The organism is Streptomyces sp. NPDC002911 (assembly GCF_053591835.1).
The window spans coordinates 79,431-99,225 of sequence record NZ_JBSFUO010000003.1 but is presented as its reverse complement, the minus strand read 5'-3'; the positions used below and the strand labels follow the sequence as shown (position 1 = coordinate 99,225).

Genomic DNA, 19,795 nt, shown 5'->3' with positions numbered 1-19,795 from the left:
CAGACGAGAGCTGTGCCGGGATCCGGTGGGAGCGAAACGGGGATGACTGCTCAGCTGTCCGGGGCTCCGCCCGTGGACCACTCGTGGGCGAAATGTTCCATCTGCTTGAGGACCAGGTCGATGGCCTCCGGGGCCTGGTCCGGCGGATAGTTGCGGCGGGCAAGGAGGCGCTTGATGGCGCTGCGCAGGCGGGCGCGTACCGGCTCGCGGGCAATCCAGTCAGGCTTGAGCTTGCTGCGGACCTCCGCGACCAGCTCACGGGCAACTCCGGCCAGCACGTCGTCGCCCATCACCGACTGCGCCGTGCCGTGGTCGGCCAAAGCGTCGTAGAAGGCGAGCTCCCGCCAGTCCAGCGGCGGCTCGAATTTCTCGCCGCGGCGGGCGTCGTCCATGACCTCCTTCGCCATCTCGACGAGCTTGGCGATGAGCTCGGCACTCGTGTACTGCTGCCGCATATACCGGACCATCAGGTCCTGCAGCCGCTCGGAGAACGTGGTGCGCCGGACGATGTTGTGCCGGGTCACCTCCCGCATCTTCCGCTCGATGAGCCGCCGCAGCGCCTCCGCCGCCAGATGCGGCGTCTCGCTGTTCTGCAGCTGCGCGACGAGAGCGTCGTTCAAGTGCGTCAGGTCTGCGGTCTCGAGGCCGGCCTCGGCGAACAGGTCCGTCACGCCGCCGGTCTCGACGACCGAGGACGTCAGCTGCGAGAGGTACAGCTCGATGTCGCGGGCGACGGGCAGGCCGCGGGCCTCGCGGTCCATCGCGTCGTACTTCGCCATGTAGGCCCGGACCTCGACGAAGAGCTGGACGTCCCGCCGCCAGGCCGGGTGATCCGGGAATCGCTCACCGATGTTCTTGGCGCTGGCGGACAACGCGTAAAAGCGTTCCAGGCGGTGGGCGTGCTCGCGGAAGCGACGGCCGAGCGTCTGGCGGGGGTCGTCGAGCTTGTCCGGGTCGTTGCCTGCCGTGCGAGGGTCCCGCAGATAGTTCGCGGCCTTGATCGCGGTGTCGATGAACGCCGTCCTCGACGGCATCTCCAGCCGCTTGCGCCAGTCGAAGCCGCGCAGGATGTCCGTGAGGATGTCGTACTCGTTGCGCAGCTCGTCCAGCGCCCGGTCGAGGTCCTGGCCGAGAGTGCGGTCCTGCTGATCGGCCTCGGTGTACTCGGCGATGGCCCGCTGGAGGTTCTCGGTCAGCGGCGCGTACCCGACGAGGAGACCGTCCTCCTTGGCGCGGAAACGGCGGTTGACGCGGGCCAGGGCCTGCATCAGGTTGGCGCCCTTGAGCGGACGGTCCAGGTACATGGTGTGGACCGGCGGGGCGTCGAAGCCGGTCAGCAGCATGTTGTTGACGATGAGCAGCTCGAGCTCGTCGTCGGGGTCCTTGGCCCGGTTGATGACCGTCTTGCGCCGGCTGTCGCTCAGGGCATGGGCCAGGAGGTGGTCCGGGTCCTTGCGTGTGTTCGAGGAGAAGACGATCTTCATGGCGCCCTTGTCGACCTCGTCGTTGTGCCACTCGGGCCGAAGCTCGCGCAGGGCGTCATAGACACGTACACAGATCTCCCGGGTCGCACACACGACCATCGCCTTGCCGGCCGCGCCGTCCGTCCTGGAGACGCCGACGAACGGCTGCATCCGCGCGCGCCGCCCCTCCCAGTGCTCGACGAGGTCGTCGGCCAGGTCCCTTACGCGGGCGGGCGCGCCGTACATCGCGTTCATCGTCGCGACCGCCTGCTCGACCCGCTGGCGCTCGGTGTCGTCGAGGCCCTCGGTGATGCGGTCGGCCGCCTCGTCGATCGTCGTCGGGTCGACGTCCTCGTCCAGCACGAGCTGGATGACGCGGCTCTCGTGGAAGACCTTGACGGTCGCGCCGTCGTCGGCGGCCCGCTTGAGGTCGTAGACGTCGATGTAGTCGCCGAACACCTCGCGGGTGTTGCGGTCGGCCTCGGAGATCGGGGTGCCGGTGAAGGCGAGCAGCGTGGCGTGCGGGAGCGCGTCGCGCAGGTGGCGGGCGTAGCCGTCGAGAGAGTCGTAGTGGCTGCGGTGCGCCTCGTCGACGACGACCACGATGTTGCGGCGGTCGGAGAGCAGCGGGTGGTCCGCGCCGGCGTCCTTCTCCTCCTTGGTACGGCCGAACTTCTGCAGCGTGGTGAAGAGGATGCCGCCGACGCGCTTGGCAGCGAGCTTCTCGCGCAGCTCCGCCCGAGTGTGCACCTGCTTGGGCGCTTCCGGGAGGATCTCGCTCTCGAGGAACGTCGAGTACAACTGGTCGTCGAGGTCCGTGCGGTCGGTGATGACGACGACGGTCGGGTTCAGCAGCGCCGGGTCTTTCATCACCATGGTGGTGGTCAGGACCATCTCCTCGGACTTGCCCGAGCCCTGGGTGTGCCAGACGACGCCGGCCTTGCCGTCGCTCGTCGAGGCCTCACGGACGGCTTGCCCGGCGCGAGTCACCGCGTGGAACTGGTGGGGCTTGGCGATGCGCTTCATCCGCTTCAAGGGGACGAAGTTGACGAAGGACCGGATGAGAGAGAGGAAGCGCGGCTGGGTGAAGAGGCCGTGTACAGCCAGGTTCTGGCCCGAGTCCCCTATCCCTTCGGCGTCGAGCGGGTCGACGCGGGCGCCGAACTCGTCCGTGTTCCACGGCGCGAAGTGCTCGTACGGGGTGAAGGGCGTGCCGTACTTCGCCGTGATCCCGTCCGAGAGCAGGACGACCGAGTTGTAACGGAAGGCTGTGGGAAACTCCTCGACGTACCGGGTGATCTGCGAGTGTGCGGTCTGGAGGGTGGCGTCCTCGTCGCCGGCGCGCTTCAGCTCCAGGACGGCGAGGGGCAGGCCGTTGACGTAGAGAATGACGTCGAAGCGGCGGTTCTTCTCGCCGTCGATGACGGTGACCTGGTTGGCGGCGCGGTAGACGTTCGCGTCGGGGTCTTCCAGGTCGACGAGGCGGATGGTCGGGTTGTGCTCTGCACCGAAGGCGTCTGTGTAGGTGACGGAGCGGATGCCGGTGGTGAGGTGGCCGTGGGCGGTGCGGTTCTCCTCGTAGGTGTCCTGCGACGCCGGGGTCGCGGCGGCGGCCACGGCATGGCGGACGGCGTCCGGGGGCAGGGCGGGGTTGAGCCGCTCCACCGCTTCGGTGAGGTCCGGGTACAGGATGAGATCGTCCCACGACTTGCGGTGGCCGGAGCCGGGGGCGAACTCGTTGCCAGGGGTGTGCTGCCAGGCGAGCTCGCCGAGCTCGTCGAGGGCGAGGACCTCCCAGTCGGACTCGTGGGGGCGGTGGTTCTGTCTGTCGTCGTCGGGGTGCGTCATGTGTTGTCCTCGACGATCTTCTCGGCGTCCTTGACGCGGAGGCGTCCGGACATGAGCTGGGGGAGGAGGGTGTCGCGGAGGACGGTGAGGGCCTCGGATTCCCGCAAGGAGGCGGTGAGCCGCCGGCGCAGGGGCATGACCGTGCCGAGGTACTTTTTCATCAGCTCGGTCGGCGGGATGAGGAGCTCGGCGCCGACGATCACCTTGGCGTTCATGTTCGCCTGCACCGAGCCGCTGCGTACGCTTTCTGCGTACTTCCCATAGGCGTCGGACTTGAGGAAACCCCAGATGAAATAGGAGTGGGCGAGCGAAGCCGTCTTCAGGCGGACAAGATAGGAAGCGAACACGGCATCCATTGACTCTTCCACGATCGCCGATTTCCCGGGATCCGCCATGCGCGCGACAAGGAGGTCGCCGACCGACAGTCGGTATCTGTCCAGGCTGCGGTCATCGATTTCACAGTAGGGAACGTCGGGCCACGTGATCCAGTTGTTCTTGTTGATGTCCTTGACGCGCAGAAACCTCGGGCCCACCGGGGTTGCCGTGCTGGTCGCCGTATAGCCGTATTGGGTCGAGCAGATGTCCGACAGTAGACCGGGGGTCCAGCCGGAGCGGTCCGGCCCGGCCGGTGTACCGAACTGCTGGGAATACAAGGAGTGTGACAGCGCGTCGGCAGTCGCCGCGATGCGCGCGTTCACCGCGACTTTGTCGTCCAGCGCCCCGAGCAGGGCCGCGATCGCGTCCTGCCCCGACCGATCCGGCACTCTGATTGGAAAAGCCTTGATGTAGTTCCTGTTCAGCATGGGCTGAACGCTTCCCGAATTGAAGCCGGCGAGATCGAGAACCTGGAACAAGTGATAGGTGAAACGTACGTTGTTGCCCCGGAAGTCGGTTACGTACAGCGTCGTATTGAGTGGCCAGAAATCACGCTCCGTCAGGGTCGGTACGCCGAGATTCGCTGCCCGGCCGATGGTGATACCCGGTCCGGACACCTTGGACTCGTTGTGCCAGCCCGCGATGCCACCGCTTCCCACAACGGGGACGGAGCCCGAAATGCGCTGACCGGCAGGGAGATCGTGTCCTCGCTGCAGGCCGACGAATTCCCCGAGGGTGGTGTTGATCCACTCAGCCATCGATCTTCCCCAACTGCTCATACACCGCTTCGTTCAGCTCCGCGGACTGCTGGAACAGCCCGTACAGCTCCTCCATCTGCGCCGCGATCCTCGCCGCCATCGCGTCCGCGTCCTCCTCCTCCGCATCCACGGCTCCCACGTACCGACCCGGCGCCAGCGCGTAACCGTTCTGCCGCACCTTCTCCAGGTCTGCCGAAAAGGAGAATCCCGCTTCGTCGTTGTACGTCAGCCCCTCGCCCCGTGCCGATGCCGTGCCCCGCCACGCGTGGTACGTTCCGGCGATCTTGGCGAGATCGGCCTCCGTCAGGATGCGCTCGGTGCGGTCGGCCATCTCACCCATGTTGCGGGCATCGATGAAGAGGATCTCGCCGCGCCGGTCCTCCAGCCCCTTCGCTCCCTGCGGGGACTTGTCCTTTGCCAGGAACCACAGGCACGCCGGGATCTGCGTCGTACGGAACAGCTGGGACGGCAGCGCAACCATGCACGCCACCAGGTCCGCCTCCACCATCGCCTGGCGGATGTCACCTTCACCGCTCGACTGGGAGCTCATCGAACCGTTCGCCAGGACGATGCCGGCCGTGCCCCGCTCACCCAGTTTGGAGACCATGTGCTGTAGCCAGGCGTAGTTGGCGTTGTTCTTCGGTGGGACACCGAACTTCCAACGTGCGTCACTTTCGTCCCGCGCCCAGTCCTTGATGTTGAACGGCGGGTTGGCCACCACGAAGTCGGCCTTGAGGTCCGGGTGCTTGTCCTCGGCGAAGGTGTCGCCCCAGCGGGTGGCTAGGTTGGCGTCGATGCCGTGGATGGCAAGGTTCATCTTGGCCAGGCGCCAGGTGCGCTCGTTGAGTTCCTGACCGTAGACCGAGAGGTCGGCCTTATGGCCGCGCCCCCGATGGGCCTCGATGAACTTTGCCGCCTGGACGAACATGCCGCCCGAGCCGCATGCCGGGTCGTACACCCGCCCCTCGTACGGCTCCAGGATCTCCACGATCAGCTGGACGACGGACCGGGGCGTGTAGAACTCGCCGCCCCGCTTGCCCTCTGCACGCGCGAAGTTGCCGAGGAAGTACTCGTACACCTCGCCCAGCACGTCCTGCGCCGGCTTGCCCTCGCTACCGCCGAAACGCGCGTCGCTGATGAGGTCGACCAGCTCGGCCAGGCGCTTCTGGTCGATGCGGTCCTGGTTGAAGATTTTTGGGAGGACGCCCTTCAGTGAGACGTTCTCCGCCATCACCGCGTCCATCGCCTCGTCGAGAAGCCTGCCGACGCCCTGGCTCTTGGCGTTCGCCGCGATCCACGACCAGCGGGCGGTCTCCGGGACCCAGAAGACGTGCGCGCCGGTGTATTCGTCGCGGTCCTCCAGGAAGTCATCCATCCTTTGCTCGGTGATGCCGTCGTCGGCCAGCTCCGTGGCCAGTTCACTCCGGCGCTCGTCGAAGGCGTCGGAGACGTACTTCAGGAAGATCAGGCCGAGAACGAACTCCTTGTACTGCGCGGCGTCGATGGAGCCGCGCAGCTTGTCCGCGGCCTTCCACAGGATCGCCTGGATCTCCTTGGCGGTGGAGGCGCTGAACAGCTCCGCCTGGGCGGTGGGCTTTTTCGCAGCGGTAGCCATCGGGCAGACCGTCTCCTTCAGTCGTCGGTTCCCGGAAGACCGGGCAGGTTCTGGATGGTCAGAGTGCCGTCGGCGAGCCCGGCAGCCGTGATGCGGGTCAGGTCGTCGAGGGCGGCGGACTGCTCCCGCAGCAGCGCCGTCCGGCTCTCGATTTCGGTGAGCGCGGCGTCGTACCGCTCAGCCTCCTCGCGCGCGAGGTCCGGGATACTCAGGTCCTCGATGCTGCGGGAGGCCCGTACGGCGCCGCTGGTACGCGCGTACTCGGCGGCCGCCGCCTGTAGCAGCGCCGCCAGCACCCGCGGCCGAACCGGCGGGTCGGCGTCCGGGCGGACGCGCAGTATGCGGGCCGGGGCCGCGACCACCGACAGGCCGCCGGTGTCGACGTGGACGCCGAAGCGCGGGCTGGTGGTGACGACGACGTCGCCGGGCTCGGTGAACTGGGCGTGCTCGTACGCCGTGAGGAGTAAACCGCGGTCGATCCGACGGCTGCCGAGCCGGGCGGTGCCGAGGACCTCGTCCGGGCCGAGCACCGCGTAGTGCCCGTCGGCCGTGAGGTGCTCGGGTGCGATGCGGTGGCCGGGACGGCGGCGCAGGCGGCGCTCCTCGAGGAGGTGGCGGACCGTGGTGCGCCGCATCGGCTGGTCCTCGGGGCGCAGCACGGCCTGGATACGCATCGCGGCGCGCAGGTCGGCGTGGAGGCGGGACTGCTCCTGGAGGTCCGCCAGGCGCTGCTCGAGGTCGCCGATGAGGGCAGGGCGTTCGAGGACGGCGCGGGCGTAGCGGGCCTCGGCGGGGCGCCGGCTCGCGGTGAAGGCGGTGCCCGGCCGGTCGTCGAGTTCCTTCGCGGGGACGATCACGCCGTGGCGGGGCTCGTGCCGCCGGTCGCCGCGCCAGCCGGACGCGCGCCAGATGGCGATGTCTCCGGCGAGCGTGTCGAGCACCGTCTCGGTGAGCGGCCGCGCGGACAGGTCGGCGAGCAGGACTCGGCCGGCGCGCTTCTCCTGCGGGGTGCGGGACAGGACCCACACCGCGGTGCGGTAGCCGGGGCGGTACGGCATGGCGCCGTCGGGCAGACTGATCACGGCCTTCAGCAGGCCCGTGTCGAGAAAGGAGCGACGCAGCCGGTCGGCTTCGCCGTGCCGGGGCAGCGGACGTACGAGGACGTCGGCCGGTCCGAGGACGACGGCGGTGGAGCCGGATTCGAGGTAGTCGGTGAGCGCCTGTACCTGCTCGAGGACGGCCTCCGGCCGGCGGGTTTCCGCAGCCTCGTACGGGATGGCGCAGAGCAGTAGGTCCGGGTACCCCCACTCGTCGACGGAGGCCGACAGGTCCGCGCCCTCAATGACGTCGAGGTGGAACTCGTACACCCCGCGTACGAGCATGCGGCGGCGCACGAGCCGGACGCGGGCCGGGTCGGGGTCGGCGGCGAGGTAGGTGTGGCCGGATTCTTCGGAGGCCCGGTCGTGCAGGGCGGCGAGGAGGTCGCCGGCACGGGCGTGCGGGGTGGCGACGACGGACTCCTCGCGGAGGGAGTCGATGCCGGACACAGCGGCGAGGGCCCGGACGACCGAAGGGGCGGGTTCGTCGACAGCCAGATCGTGGGAGCCGAGGCGCCGCCGTGCTTCCAGGACCCAGTCGAAGGCCTCGGCCGGTGTGTAGGCGGCCTCGGTCAGTTCGTCTGCGAGCGCGGCGAGGGCCGGACCGGTGGGGTTCGGGGCGGGTACGGCGCGCAGCTCGGTAAGGAGGAACTGGTCCTCGGGGTCCAGTTCGGCTGCCTTGGCTACCAGAGATTCCCAACCCTGGCCGGCGACCGGAGCGTCGTACTGCTGACGCAGGCAGATCAGGGCTGTCAGTGCGCCCACGAGGACGAACGCAGGAAGGGCGGGAGTCCGCCAGGCGGCGAGGGTGTGCAGGGCGAGCTCGGCGCGCAGGTGGCGGGGGTCCGCGTTGCCGCGGCCCGTCTCCGCCAGCCAGTCGACGACGGAGCGGGCGTCGAACAGGGGGCGGCCGTCCTCGTGGGCGATCGGCGCCGGGAAGTCCGGGTGCCGACGGCTCCAGGTGGTGGGAACGGGCCGCTTTACCTGTGCGAGGGAGGCAATCTCGGCGTATGTGATCCGCCAGGCCGGCTCCTCGGGCACGATGAGCGATGTCGCTTCACGCGCATTGGTCATGAGCCCCGCCCCCTTTTTTATGCAGACCTTCTTCTCGTCTCGTGCGTGCGGGCCGGTCGGGTCCCTTGGGCTTCGGTCGGCGGGCAGGTGTCAGAACTTTACAGCGGTGGCTTGAGCCGCCTTCGAGTTGGTCTGATAACCGGGGTTATCACTGTTCTCGAGCTCCCCAGGAATCACGAGAGCTCAGCCTGGTTCAGCACGGCCGGGCAAGGGCTCAGCGCACCAGCTCCGGAGGACGGACTCGACCAGCGCCCGCTCGCGCCGCCCTCGGCCGGCGCCTGGAGCGGCCGAAAGCTGGGTTGATCCGGCGCCCAGGATCAGTGCCGCACCCGTATCCCCTGGGCCTGTAGCAGCGCTACCACTCGTCGCTCTTCCGTCCGTCGACTCCCCGAACCGGGAGAACCCGTCGTGGGCCGCCGCTCCCCGCTCGCACATGCGCCCCCGCCCCTGCGGCACCCACACGCACCGCGGCGTGCAGGTCAGTGACAAGGTCAAGGCCGCGGCCGGACCGATCGTCCTCGCCACCGACGCGTCCGTCGGCCGGGATCGCGGCGCCACCGGCTTCGTCGCCACCACCGGGCACACCGGGCTGCGCGCCACCTGTACCCCGTACGCATTTCACGCCCGCTCATCCGCACCGTCGTCACCGAACTGCGCGCCGCCTGCTGGGGCTGAAGCCGATCCGCGTCGCCTCCCGGGGGATGCCCGTCGAGGTGCGCATCGAGAGCCTCGACGCGCACGGCCACCTGCACGACCGGCAGCGCGGCAGCGTGCGGATGCCGGAGGGCTACGAGGCCATCCGGACTGACGGCTGCGGGCGGCGTGGCCCCAGCAGGCCGCAATCACCGCGGGCGTCATGGGTAACTGGCCAACTGAGGCGGCAGGGGCGAAGCCGAGTTTCCCGAGTGGGGCGTTCGCCGGGTGGGCGGCGTCGACCGGCTGTCGAACGCGTCTACTGTCCGCGCCGGTGTATAGGCGGGCCTGAAGGGCACTGGAAGGAACCTCCGGTCTTGCCTGAGCCGGCCCTGCGGTCAGCATCCGTCGGCGCATGTTGACTTTCGCATCTAGTGCAGATTCACTAGATAAGCACTGATGCGTTCGCACTATGAGGTAGTGATGCGGCAGCTGACAACAGGGAGGCTCTTCGCTGGAAGGGCCCGCGGGACGGCGCTGCGCGGATACGCGCCGCACGTGAGCACGGAGAGGTGCGGGACGCTGTGACCGTTTACCCGTTCACATCGCATGCCGTGGTTGATGAGGGTGTCGCGCGGGTGACGCTCGCCGGCGAACTCGACCTGGACACCGGCCCGAACGTCCTGGAGGCGGTTACGGCTTGCCTGGCGAAGCAGCCGACGAGTCTCTGCCTCGACCTGACGGGTATCTCCTTCTGTGACTGCGCCGGACTCGGCGCCCTGCTCAGGGCACGGACGTCCGTCCTTCGGGCAGGCGTGGATCTCGTCGTGGAAGGGGTCGGAACGCAGTTGGCGCGACTGCTCGCCCTGATCGGGGCGGACGACATGTTCACCGAGAGGGACACGCACACGAACGCGCAGCCGGCTCGCTGTGCTTCGGACACGGTGACACCTCGCCGTGGCAAAGAGGCAGCGGCAACTGCTGAGTCACCGCTCCCGGGCCTTCTGGCATGATCGTGCGGTCCGCCACCTGCAAGGATGCGCCAATGCCTTCCTCTTCCCCACCCAGTCGACCGGTCAGAATTCTGTTGGTCGAGGACCACGACATGGTGGCCGAGGCGATTTGCCTCGCACTGGAGCGCTCGCCCGATCTGCAGATCGTGGGGCGCGCGGCGTCGGTGGCCTCGGCCCTGGCCGCCACTCGGCGTCATGCGCCGGATGTCGTACTGATGGACCGCCGTCTGCCGGACGGTGACGCAGTCAGCGCCATTGCCGATCTGCTGGTACTCGTGCCGGACGTGCGCGTACTCATCCTGGCGGGCGAGGGCAGCGGGTCGGTGGCTGCGCGCGTCGCGGATACGGGCGGAGCCGGGCTGATCCTCAAGGCCCGCGGGCTGCGCGAACTGGAGGACGCCGTCCGTCGGGTGGCAGCGGGCGAGGTGGTGTTCAGCGAGGATTTCCTGGGCGACGTGCTGGCGCGGCTGACCAGCAGGGCACCGGGGCTGGGGGCGAACCTGACTCCGCGCGAACGGGAAGCTCTTCATCTACTGGGGGAAGGTCGCACCACCGCGGAGATCAGCGATCAGTTGGGGGTCGCTCTCAACACCGGGCGCAATCATGTCCAGCGGGTGCTGGAAAAACTGGGAGCGCGTTCCCAGCTGGAAGCCGTGACGATCGCGCGACGTGAAGGGCTCCTCACGTGACGCGGGAGCCGCAACAGAATATGGGCGTACGGAAGCAGGCGGCTCCGTTGTCGGAAGCAGCCTTCACCCTGCTGGTCCAGGGGGTGCTGGACTACGGCATCTTCATGCTCGACCCGCAGGGCTACATCATCAGTTGGAACGCGGGGGCGGAGCGGATCAAGGGGTACAGCGCCGAAGACATCCTTGGACAGCACTTCTCGGTTTTCTACCCGCCTGAGGACCAGTCGTCGGGCAAGCCGCAGTGGGAGCTGGAGACCGCCGTGGCCGATGGCAGACTGGAGGACGAGGGCTGGCGCGTCCGCAAGGACGGCTCCCGGTTCTGGGCGAACGTGGTCATCACCGCCTTGTGGGACGCCAAAGGCGTACTGCAGGGATTCGGCAAGGTCACCCGCGACATGTCCGAACGACGGGCCGCCCAGCACGCCCTCAGCGAGCGGCGGCGGTTGTTCGATCACCTGGTCCAGGCGCAGGAGACGGAACGACGCCGCATCGCGTGGGACGTCCACGACGACTCCATCCAGGCGATGGTCGCTGTCGGAATGCGGCTGGAACTGCTGGCGGACCGGGTGCCGGAGCCGCACGCCGCTGAACTTCAGCGTCTCGACGCATCGGTGCGCGAAGCGATCGGTCGCCTCCGCAGCCTGACCTTCCGGCTGCATCCGCCCGGTATCGACAGGCATGGCCTGGCCGACGGGCTTTCCAGCCACTTGGACGACGTCGTGGGCTCCTCCTGGGGGATGGCCTACTCGTTCGAACATGAGTTGGATTATGAGCCCACGCGTGAGACGGCCATCACCATCTTCCGTATCGTCCAAGAAGCATTGCTGAACGTGCACAAGCACGCACGTGGGAGCAGAGTCGACGTCAGTGTCAGGTCGGCTGACGTGGGCATTGTGACGCGAGTGGTGGACGACGGGACCGGTGCACCGATGCCTCGGAACGGCACCCGCGATCACTTCGGGGTCATCGAGATGCGGGAGAGAGCCGAGACGGCAGGAGGATGGTGGTCCATGCACAGCCGCCCCGGAACGGGGACGACAGTTGAGTTCTGGGTGCCGAACCCACTCCCGCTTCCGGCCTCCGCACCGACGGAGGATGCGCCATGACCGCGGCAACACCGGACGGCTCCCACGGCTCACCGTTCAGCGTGGTCCTGTGTGACGACAACGTAATGCTCCTGGAGTCTCTGTGCGAGGTCGTTCAAGCACAGCCCGATCTGGAGGTTGTGGGCACCGCGTGCAACGGCGAGCAGGCGCTTCAACTCGTATCCCGGCATCGGCCGGACCTGGTGGTCCTGGATGTCCGTTTCCCCGGCAGCGGCCACTCCGTTGCCAGAGATATCGCATCGTGTTCACCGGCCAGCCGCGTCGTGGCATTCTCCGCTTATGATGACAAAGCCTCCGTCGAGCAGATGATGAGCGCCGGTGTTTCCGAGTACGTACTCAAAGGAGTGAGCAATCGGGAACTACTTGCGGCTCTGCGACGGGCGGCAAGACCTCGCTGAAGGTCGGCCGGCGTACGTGCGGTCCGCCACGGGACGACTCTCCCGGCTCGTACCAGTCGCATTGAGGGCGCAGGATACGACCCTGCGCCGCCACCCAGATGTCGACCAGATCGCACGACTGATGGTTGATCCACCCGCCCCGGTCGCCCGGTGCCACCCCGCACGACATCCCGCTGCCCCCCGAGATCTGGAGGTCCTCCGCCTCATCACGAACGGCTTTTCCGCGAGGTCGCCGCAGCCCCTCGTGATCAGCCCGGAGACCGTCAAGACCTTCGTGTCACGCATCCTCGCCGAACTCGGCCTCCGCGACCGCGTCCAAGCAGTCGCCTACGCCTACCGCCAGGGCCTGGTGACCTGAGTGGGCGTGTGAAGTAGCGTCATTCCCTTCAAGTCCTAGTGGATTTCCCCGGGTTGATGTGGTCCCGCCCGTAATCCGCTGGGCGAGGTTGTCGGTGCCGTGGTTCGGGAAGTCATGCGGAAGTTATTCCCAGGGGGTTTTTGTGCGGTTGACGTAGGGATTTGCACTGAACACGTCGCGCAGTTCGACTTTGGCCGGCTACCCGGTCGGCCTGCGGTCGAGCCGGGGCCTTCCGCCAGGCCGTCGGCGTCGGACAGGCAGACGAACTTCGACATACGGAAGCGGATGAGACGGACACCCGGGCCTCCGGTCGGTTCATCTGCTACCGGATCAAGGCTCTCGAAGTGTGACATAGGAATGAGCCGCGTACCGGAAAAAGTATGGGCAAACGCTCACCAAGCGGCCGCGGTGGGAACAGTCGGTCCGGCCGGCACGGTTACATCGGGCGGGGAACACGGAGACCACAAGGTCCTCCGCCCCACCAGGATCCGGGCCCCGCATCGCGGTACGCCCGCCGCGCACTCGGACCAAGACGTATTTCTGCAGGAGGACTGCTTCATGAATGACCGGCCCTTGACGCTCATGGCGGTACACGCCCACCCCGACGACGAGGCCACCGGAACCGGAGGGGTCCTCGCGCGGTACGCGGCGGAAGGCATTCGCACGGTTCTCGTGACGTGTACCGACGGCGGTTGCGGTGACGGGACGGGGGGTGTCAAGCCGGGCGATCCCGGGCACGATCCGGCGGCCGTCGCTTTCATGCGTCGTCAAGAACTCAAGGCGAGTTGTGACGTCTTGAAGGTCAGCGATCTGGAGATGCTGGACTATGCCGACTCCGGGATGATGGGCTGGCCGAGCAACGACGCCCCTGGATCCTTCTGGCATACCCCCGTGGAGGAAGGCGCCGCCCGACTTGCGCAGCTCATGCGGCACTACCGACCCGATGTGGTCGTCACCTACGACGAGAACGGCTTCTACGGCCACCCCGACCACATCCAGGCCCACCGCATCACGATGGCGGCGCTGGAGATGACCGCGCTGACACCGAAGGTGTACTGGACGACGATGCCCCGCTCGATGATGCGGCGGTTCGGGGAGACCCTGCGCGAGTTTCAGGAGGACATGCCGGAACCGAATCCTGCTGAGGCCGCCGCGATGGCGGAGATCGGCCTCCCCGACGATGAGGTCACCACATGGGTGGACACCACCGCATTCAGCGGTCAGAAGTTCGATGCGCTGGCCGCGCACGCCAGTCAGGGCGAGAACATCTTCTTCCTCAAGATGGGCGAAGAGAGGTTCGGCGAGTTGATGGGCATGGAGACCTTCGTACGTGTCAAGGACGCCACCGGCGCGGCCGTACCTGAGAACGATCTCTTCGCCGGACTGCGCTGACCCGCCCGCCTGACCGGGGGCCGGTGCAGCTCATCGGCAGCACAGCGCGATCGAGCGGGTCACACACCCGAAGGCTTGTCCACGCGAGTTCCGCTCCGGCAGCCCGCATCCAGACCCTCGCCGACGGCGTAGACGCGCGCCGGCACTGCCGACCCGACATCGTGCTCGTCCCCTGACCATCTGGCAACCGCACAGGTGGAAGATTTGCGGACTGCTGACTCGGAAGGTGAGCGGAAGCCCAGATCACAAGCCCGGCGGTCTGCTCCGATCAGGACAGACCGCCGAGGAAGTGACACGAGGATCCGATGTCCGACACGCCCTGAGGCAGCGCAAGAAGCGGCAGATCACGGCGGCGGTTCCCGACACCGACCGCGGGATCCTGCAGCCTCCTGCGGGATCTCAGATCCTGTGGCCAAATCTCGCGACCGAGATTCCTCAACGGCCGACTGGCCACGAATCCGAGACCGGCTGATGTCCTGTCGCCTTGAACCCGTCGGATTCTCACTCTTTACTCGTTCCCTGCCTGCAGATTCTCATTGCAGTGCGTTCTGAGCGGCGGCGTTTTGCTTCGTCAAGGCTTACTGCCACGCGTACGGGCAGGAGTTGGGCGCCAGGCTGGACGACCGCACCCGGGTCGGCTCGCAAGCTGCTCTTCGTCAGCACCTCCTTCACCACACGTATCGTGGGCATGGAACGCGAGGACAGCGACCGACTGCCCCTTGACGGTGATGCCCGGCGCGGCCGCCCGCCCCGGCTCACCGTCTCCGAGCAGGTCCTGGCCACCGTGCTTCATCTGCGGGTTGCCCTAGCCGCGGAGCCCTTGGCCGTACTGTTCGGCAGCAGCCGCACCGCGATGCACCGCACGCTCCTGAAGAACAGGAAACTATTCGAGGCGCACGGCATCGGCATCCCACCCGCAACGACGCCACCCGTCGCCCTCGCAGACCTCCAAGCCCGGGTCCTCACCCAAACCGGCGAGCCCCACAACAAGATCAAGACGACGTGTTAATGATCTGCAAGCCCTTATGGAGTGCCCGACAGGTCCGCTCACTGTGACCGCGGGGCGGATTCCCCCCGTACGCGGTGACGGCGATCAGCTTATTGGTTCGCTCCACAGGACGCGACGGTGCCTCCATCGCCGCCTCCGCGAGCGGGACGACTCCGCAACGGTCATCTCGGCGGGACCTCCGCGAAAGCCGAGCTGTGTGAGGACGCCGACCGCCAGGACTCTCAAATCACCTCTGCTGGGGTGCATCGTGCTGGAGTGGGTTGTCGCCTCCTCCTCATACCGATGTGATGCGGAGGAGCCCAGCGGTTTTTGGATCAGGTGAGCGACTACATCGTTTCGCTCGATGTGGTCCTGGTTTCGTCGAACGTGGCCGTCTCCTGACGGCGGGCCCTGGTTGCCCCGGCGGCAGCTCCCGGGTGACCGGCTTGGCCGTGTCCGCGAAGTGCCGCCACGCCCTCCGGTGTACGGGGGCCTTCTGGGCACGGCCCCGGCGTTTTTCCCCCGCTCGGTCCGGCGGCTCGGCGGTGCCGCGGCCGTAGGAGTCGGCAGGCTCGCGACTGCCTGTGTCGGTGGCAGGCGCTCCCGCACCTCCGGTCCCTGCGGTTCGCGGTGCAAGTGGAAGCAGGTGGATCGTATGGGGGCCGTCACACGGCATACCGGGACATTCCGGAGTTTCTCTCCAAAGCTTTGGAAGGCTTTCAGGAGAAGCTCCCGCCGACGCGAGGGGGCGTTTCCCCCGGGAAACTTCCTGCAAATGCGGTCGGCCGGACGATGGCTGGTGGCGGAAATTTTGTCTTCGGTGTCCGAAATCTTTTGGTGTGAATGCCGCTTCGCCCGGGGTTTCTCCGGCCCGGCGGGACGCGAGCCATGATCCTTCCTTTGTAGACAGCGCCGATTGGCTGACCCTAGTATCTGGCCTGGTCTGGCCGGAGATGGTCGCGAAATAAATCGATTAACTTTTGACTTTCGGGGGATCCTTAATGCCCAGTCCCGCCGTATGGAATATCGTTTCGGACGCAGGATCGGACACCGGTACGGATATCGTGCTCGCCGCAGATTTCCCGGTCACGGGGCGGAACGAGGGCGGATTCGCCGATCTGGCTCCGGCGCTGAATCTGGACTGCGCCCTGTGGCAGACGGTCGCCCCGGTCCGCGACCCGCAGACCGACGCCCTGGACGACACCTATCTGGAGCCCTGGCTCCTGGAGGTGGCGGCCTCCGGGCGCAACGTCCGTGCCGTGCTCGGCTACTGCGCCGGCTCCGTCTTCGCCGGCGCGCTCGCCGAGAGGGTCGGCGCCCGGCAGGACGCCGTCCCCCGAGTAGTGCTGTTCGATCCCGAGCTGGTCGACGTGCCCACCGTGCACCTTCAGTTCGGCCGGGTCATCGGCAACATGACCACCGTCCTGACGACCGAGGAGATAGCCGAGCTGTCCGGCGCCGCGGAGAAGCTCGCCGCGCGGTCCGACATCGTTCCGGGCGACTTCGCCGCAGGGCTGTACGCGGCCTTCCGCCCGATCGGCGCGGAGGCCCTGCGGAGGGCAGGGCTCGACGAGGACTACGCCGGCGAACTCGTCCAGCTTGTCGGCTCGTTCATGTCCTACCTCGCCACGGCCGCCGGTCTCGATCCGCGACCCGGCTGGCAGGGCGCCCTGGTCGTCACCTCCGCCAGCGAGAGCAGCGGACTGAACAGGATGCGCACCACACCCGGCGTCGCCCCCATCGAGGTCGCCGATGAGCGGCGCTTCGAGGTCGAGCACAGAGACCTGCTGCGTACCCCCGCCATCGCCGAGATGGTGGCCGGCGTCCTGGCCGCCCGGCCCGGGGAGAGCGCGTGAGCCCGGAACTCCCCGCCACCACGGCCCAGGACGGACCGGCTCTGCCCACAGGGCACGTACGGCCCAGCCGCAAGGAGACCACCTTGTGGCTCCTCGACGAGCTGGTCCCCGGCAGCGGTGCCAACAACCTGTCGCTGGCGGTGCGCGTGCGGGGCCGCCTCGACACCGCCGCCGCCGCGCACGCCGTGAGACTCCTGACAGAACGCTTCGAGGTGCTGCGCACGGTCTACCACCGCGAGGGCGCCGAGCTGACCAGGACCGTCGCACCGTCCGTGGCCGTCGATCTGGAGGAGGCGGAACACCACGGCGGCGAGCAGGACGAACAGGCCCTGCTGACGGCCTTCGTGGCCAGGCCGTTCACCCCCGACGGCAGTCCCCTGGTACGGGCCCTGCTGCTGCACGGCCGGGACACCGACGTCCTGTGCCTGGCGCTCCACCACGCCGTGTCGGACGTGCAGTCGACAGTGATCCTGCGCGTCGAGTTCGTCACGCTCTACGAGGCGGTGCTTCAGGGCGGGCGGCCCCGACCCGTCGAGGTGCCCGCCCTGCGCGAGCCCGCACCGTCCACCGAGAGCCGCGGCTACTGGCAAGAGCGCATGGCCGGCTTCCGCTCCTCAGGACTGGAACTCCTCTGCGAACAGCGCGAGCAGCCCGTCACCACCCTGCGGGGCGACGACGTCACCCACGTCCTGTCGCCCGAGGCCCACGCGGTCGTCCGGCGCCTCCAGCGCGAGCTCCGGGCACCTGAGTCCGTCGTCCTCCTCACCGCCTACGCGGTCCTGCTCGCCGCACACGGCGCCGGACCCGACCTCACCATCGGCTCGCCGGTCAACACCCGCCCCCGCGAGGCGGTGGACGCGGTCGGCTACCACAGCAACCTGGTCGTCCTGCGCCTGCTCCTGGACCGTGACGCGACCTTCCGCGACCTCACAGCCCTGACCCGGCGGACGTTCATGGAGGCGATGGCGCACAAGGACGTACCGACGGACGACGTCCTCGACATGGTCGAACGCGGTGGCTCCGGCTGGCGCAGCGCGCTGTTCAAGCATGTGTTCAACTACGTTCCCTTCACCGAGGACCAGCGGACCTTCGACCTGGCTGGCGCCGAGGCGGAGCTCCTCGTCGTCGAAAACGGCTTCAGCCAGTTCGACCTCGAGTTCTTCGTCTCGGCAAGCCGGGACACCGCCACCGTCCGCGCCGCGTTCTACACCGGGGTGCTGGACCGCCCGGACGTCGAGCTGATGGTCCGGCGCTACGACGCCCTCCTGGTGGCCCTGGGCGCCGGGGTGGACACTCCGATCGCCTCCCTGCCGTCCTGGTCGGCCCGGGACCACGAGGTCATCGACGCGGCGAACGCCACGGCCCGTGCGATCGAACTGCCGTCGGTGCTCACCGGTTTCGCCCGCCGCGCCGCTGCGGACCCTGCGGCTGTGGCCGTACGCGAGGGGGACCGCACGGCCACGTACGGCGCCCTGTGGTCCGCCGCCGTCGACACCGCCGCCCGGCTGACCGACGCCGGCGTGCGACCCGGAGACGTCGTCGCACTCCTCCTGCCGCGCGGCGCCGCGCTGGCCGCCTCGGTGTTCGGCACCTGGCTCGCGGGCGCGGCCTACCTGCCGCTGGACCCCAACCACCCCGAGGAGCGGCTTACCTACCAGCTCGACGACACCCGAGCCCGGGTCGTCGTCGTGGGCGCGGGGATCACCGCACCGGACGGCCACGTCGCCCTGCCCGCCACCGCCTGGGACGACGTGCCCCAGGTCCCGGTGGACGAGGACGAGGCGGTGAAAACTGACCCGGACGCGCTCGCGTACGTGATTCACACCTCCGGCTCGACCGGCAGGCCCAAAGGCATCCCGATCCGGCACGGCAGCCTCGTCAATCACATCGTCGACTACGCCGAACGGTTCGGCGTGGCCGAATCCACGCGCCCCACGGGCTGGCTCAGCACCTACAGCTTCGACACCTCCGCACTCGAACTGATGATGCCGCTGCTGCACGGCGGCCACACGGTGGTGCTCCCGGACGAGGCACGTACGGACGGTGCCCTGCTGGCGGCCGCCGTCACCGCCCACGACATCGGCCTGCTCCAGGCGACTCCCACCACGTGGCGGCTCGTTGCCCGAGAGGCGGCCGACGCCACTGCCGGACGCGTCATCCTCACCGGAGGTGAACCCCTGCCCGCCGAACTGGCCACCCGGCTGCTCGACGCGGGCGCCGAACTGTGGAACGTCTACGGCCCCACCGAGAGCACGATCTGGGCGACCGCCGGAGCCGTGCCGTTCGGCCACGGCGGGCGGGTGGACATCGGCGCACCCGTCGCCAACACCCGGATCTTCATCGCCGACCGGCACGGCAGGCCGCTGCCGGTCGGCCTCCGCGGAGAACTGTGCGTCGCGGGCGTCGGCGTCGCCTCCGGCTACCATGAGCGGCCCGAACTGACCGCGGAGCGGTTCGGGGAGAACGCGGAGTACGGGCGCTTCCACCGTTCCGGAGATGTGGCCCGCTGGCGGCCGGACGGCAGGATCGACCTGTTCGGCCGGATGGACCGGCAGGTCAAGCTGCGCGGCAACCGGATCGAACCGGCCGAGATCGAAGCGGTGCTGCTCGGCCATCCCGACGTCGAGGCGGCGGCCGTCGTGGTCGTCGGGGACCCCGGAGCGGACGGCTACCTGGCCGCCTTCGTCCGGGTCCCCGGCCGCCCCGAGGCCGTGGACGAACTGTGGGACCACGCTCACGGGCAGCTCCCGCGCTCCGTCGTCCCGCACCGCTTCATCGCCGTGGACGCGTTCCCCCGTACCGGCAGCGACAAGGTCGACCACCTGGCTCTCGCAGAACAGGCCGCCGGATTCTCCGGCCCCGCCGTCGGCCGCCGGGAAGCCGGTGACACGGCGGGTGACGATCTGACGGCCACCGTCATCGGCCTGTTCGCCGAACTGCTGGACCGCTCCGACCTCGACGCCGGCGCGCACTTCTTCGCCAACGGCGGGCACTCGCTGCTGGCCGTCTCCCTCGCCCAGCGGATCAAGGACATCACCGGAGTCCGGCTCGCGCTGACCGACGTGTTCGAGACCCCCACCCCTGCCGCCCTTGCCGACCGGCTGCGCCGGCTCGTCTGACGGAACCGAAAGA

At 68.3% G+C, this 19,795-nt stretch carries 12 protein-coding genes and 1 pseudogene; 9 read left to right on the top strand and 4 right to left on the bottom strand.

What is annotated here, in order from left to right:
• Window positions 1-50: 50 nt before the first annotated feature.
• From ACWD04_RS05690 to ACWD04_RS05675, 4 genes are read right to left on the bottom strand one after another with little or no spacing between them, the layout of a single operon-like run.
• Window positions 51-3,311, bottom strand: a complete 3,261-nt coding sequence (locus tag ACWD04_RS05690; RefSeq protein ID WP_451128468.1) for a type I restriction endonuclease subunit R — start codon at window positions 3,309-3,311, stop codon at window positions 51-53.
• Window positions 3,308-4,444: a restriction endonuclease subunit S gene (locus ACWD04_RS05685; protein WP_451128466.1), complete on the bottom strand. Its 1,137-nt coding sequence runs from the start codon at window positions 4,442-4,444 to the stop codon at window positions 3,308-3,310. The genes ACWD04_RS05690 and ACWD04_RS05685 overlap by 4 nt, the downstream gene beginning before the upstream one ends.
• Entirely contained in the window at window positions 4,437-6,059 is a 1,623-nt protein-coding gene (locus ACWD04_RS05680) for a class I SAM-dependent DNA methyltransferase (RefSeq protein WP_451128464.1), read from the bottom strand. The genes ACWD04_RS05685 and ACWD04_RS05680 overlap by 8 nt, the downstream gene beginning before the upstream one ends.
• Window positions 6,060-6,076: 17 nt before the next feature.
• Window positions 6,077-8,230, bottom strand: a complete 2,154-nt coding sequence (locus ACWD04_RS05675) for a hypothetical protein (RefSeq protein ID WP_451128462.1) — start codon at window positions 8,228-8,230, stop codon at window positions 6,077-6,079.
• 1,247 nt (window positions 8,231-9,477) lie between these two features.
• Between ACWD04_RS05675 and ACWD04_RS05670 the strand changes: the two genes are divergently transcribed.
• From ACWD04_RS05670 to ACWD04_RS05630, 9 genes and pseudogenes are all read left to right on the top strand, one after another.
• Window positions 9,478-9,876: an STAS domain-containing protein gene (locus tag ACWD04_RS05670; RefSeq protein ID WP_451128460.1), complete on the top strand. Its 399-nt coding sequence runs from the start codon at window positions 9,478-9,480 to the stop codon at window positions 9,874-9,876.
• A gap of 32 nt (window positions 9,877-9,908) precedes the next feature.
• Complete coding sequence (locus ACWD04_RS05665; protein ID WP_451128458.1) at window positions 9,909-10,565, top strand: response regulator transcription factor; 657 nt, start codon at window positions 9,909-9,911, stop codon at window positions 10,563-10,565.
• A gap of 47 nt (window positions 10,566-10,612) precedes the next feature.
• Window positions 10,613-11,671, top strand: a complete 1,059-nt coding sequence (locus tag ACWD04_RS05660) for a PAS domain-containing sensor histidine kinase (protein WP_451128456.1) — start codon at window positions 10,613-10,615, stop codon at window positions 11,669-11,671.
• A complete protein-coding gene (locus ACWD04_RS05655) occupies window positions 11,668-12,069 on the top strand; it encodes a response regulator (protein ID WP_451128454.1) in 402 nt (133 codons plus the stop codon). Before ACWD04_RS05660 ends, ACWD04_RS05655 begins: the two co-directional genes overlap by 4 nt.
• Before the next feature lie 121 nt (window positions 12,070-12,190).
• On the top strand, window positions 12,191-12,427 hold the full coding sequence (locus ACWD04_RS05650; RefSeq protein ID WP_451128452.1) for a LuxR C-terminal-related transcriptional regulator: 237 nt from the start codon (window positions 12,191-12,193) through the stop codon (window positions 12,425-12,427).
• 558 nt (window positions 12,428-12,985) lie between these two features.
• Window positions 12,986-13,819, top strand: coding sequence for a PIG-L family deacetylase (locus ACWD04_RS05645; RefSeq protein WP_451128450.1), 834 nt, complete (start codon window positions 12,986-12,988; stop codon window positions 13,817-13,819).
• 712 nt (window positions 13,820-14,531) lie between these two features.
• Window positions 14,532-14,828, top strand: a pseudogene (locus ACWD04_RS05640) (ISAzo13 family transposase); the annotation flags it as partial.
• 1,043 nt (window positions 14,829-15,871) lie between these two features.
• Window positions 15,872-16,663: a hypothetical protein gene (locus ACWD04_RS05635; RefSeq protein WP_451128448.1), complete on the top strand. Its 792-nt coding sequence runs from the start codon at window positions 15,872-15,874 to the stop codon at window positions 16,661-16,663.
• The gene (locus ACWD04_RS05630) at window positions 16,660-19,782 is read left to right on the top strand and encodes a non-ribosomal peptide synthetase (RefSeq protein WP_451128446.1); all 3,123 of its coding nucleotides are present in this window, start codon (window positions 16,660-16,662) and stop codon (window positions 19,780-19,782) included. The genes ACWD04_RS05635 and ACWD04_RS05630 overlap by 4 nt, the downstream gene beginning before the upstream one ends.
• Window positions 19,783-19,795: the final 13 nt, after the last annotated feature.

Excerpts from the sequence above, each read along its gene's own strand:
- ACWD04_RS05680 (WP_451128464.1), bottom strand. The coding sequence starts at position 6,059 with ATGGCTACCGCTGCGAAAAAGCCCACCGCCCAGGCGGAGCTGTTCAGC.
- ACWD04_RS05690 (WP_451128468.1), bottom strand. The coding sequence starts at position 3,311 with ATGACGCACCCCGACGACGACAGACAGAACCACCGCCCCCACGAGTCC.
- ACWD04_RS05685 (WP_451128466.1), bottom strand. The coding sequence starts at position 4,444 with ATGGCTGAGTGGATCAACACCACCCTCGGGGAATTCGTCGGCCTGCAG.
- ACWD04_RS05675 (WP_451128462.1), bottom strand. The coding sequence starts at position 8,230 with ATGACCAATGCGCGTGAAGCGACATCGCTCATCGTGCCCGAGGAGCCG.
- ACWD04_RS05665 (WP_451128458.1), top strand. The coding sequence starts at position 9,909 with ATGCCTTCCTCTTCCCCACCCAGTCGACCGGTCAGAATTCTGTTGGTC.
- ACWD04_RS05655 (WP_451128454.1), top strand. The coding sequence starts at position 11,668 with ATGACCGCGGCAACACCGGACGGCTCCCACGGCTCACCGTTCAGCGTG.
- ACWD04_RS05645 (WP_451128450.1), top strand. The coding sequence starts at position 12,986 with ATGAATGACCGGCCCTTGACGCTCATGGCGGTACACGCCCACCCCGAC.
- ACWD04_RS05650 (WP_451128452.1), top strand. The coding sequence starts at position 12,191 with ATGGTTGATCCACCCGCCCCGGTCGCCCGGTGCCACCCCGCACGACAT.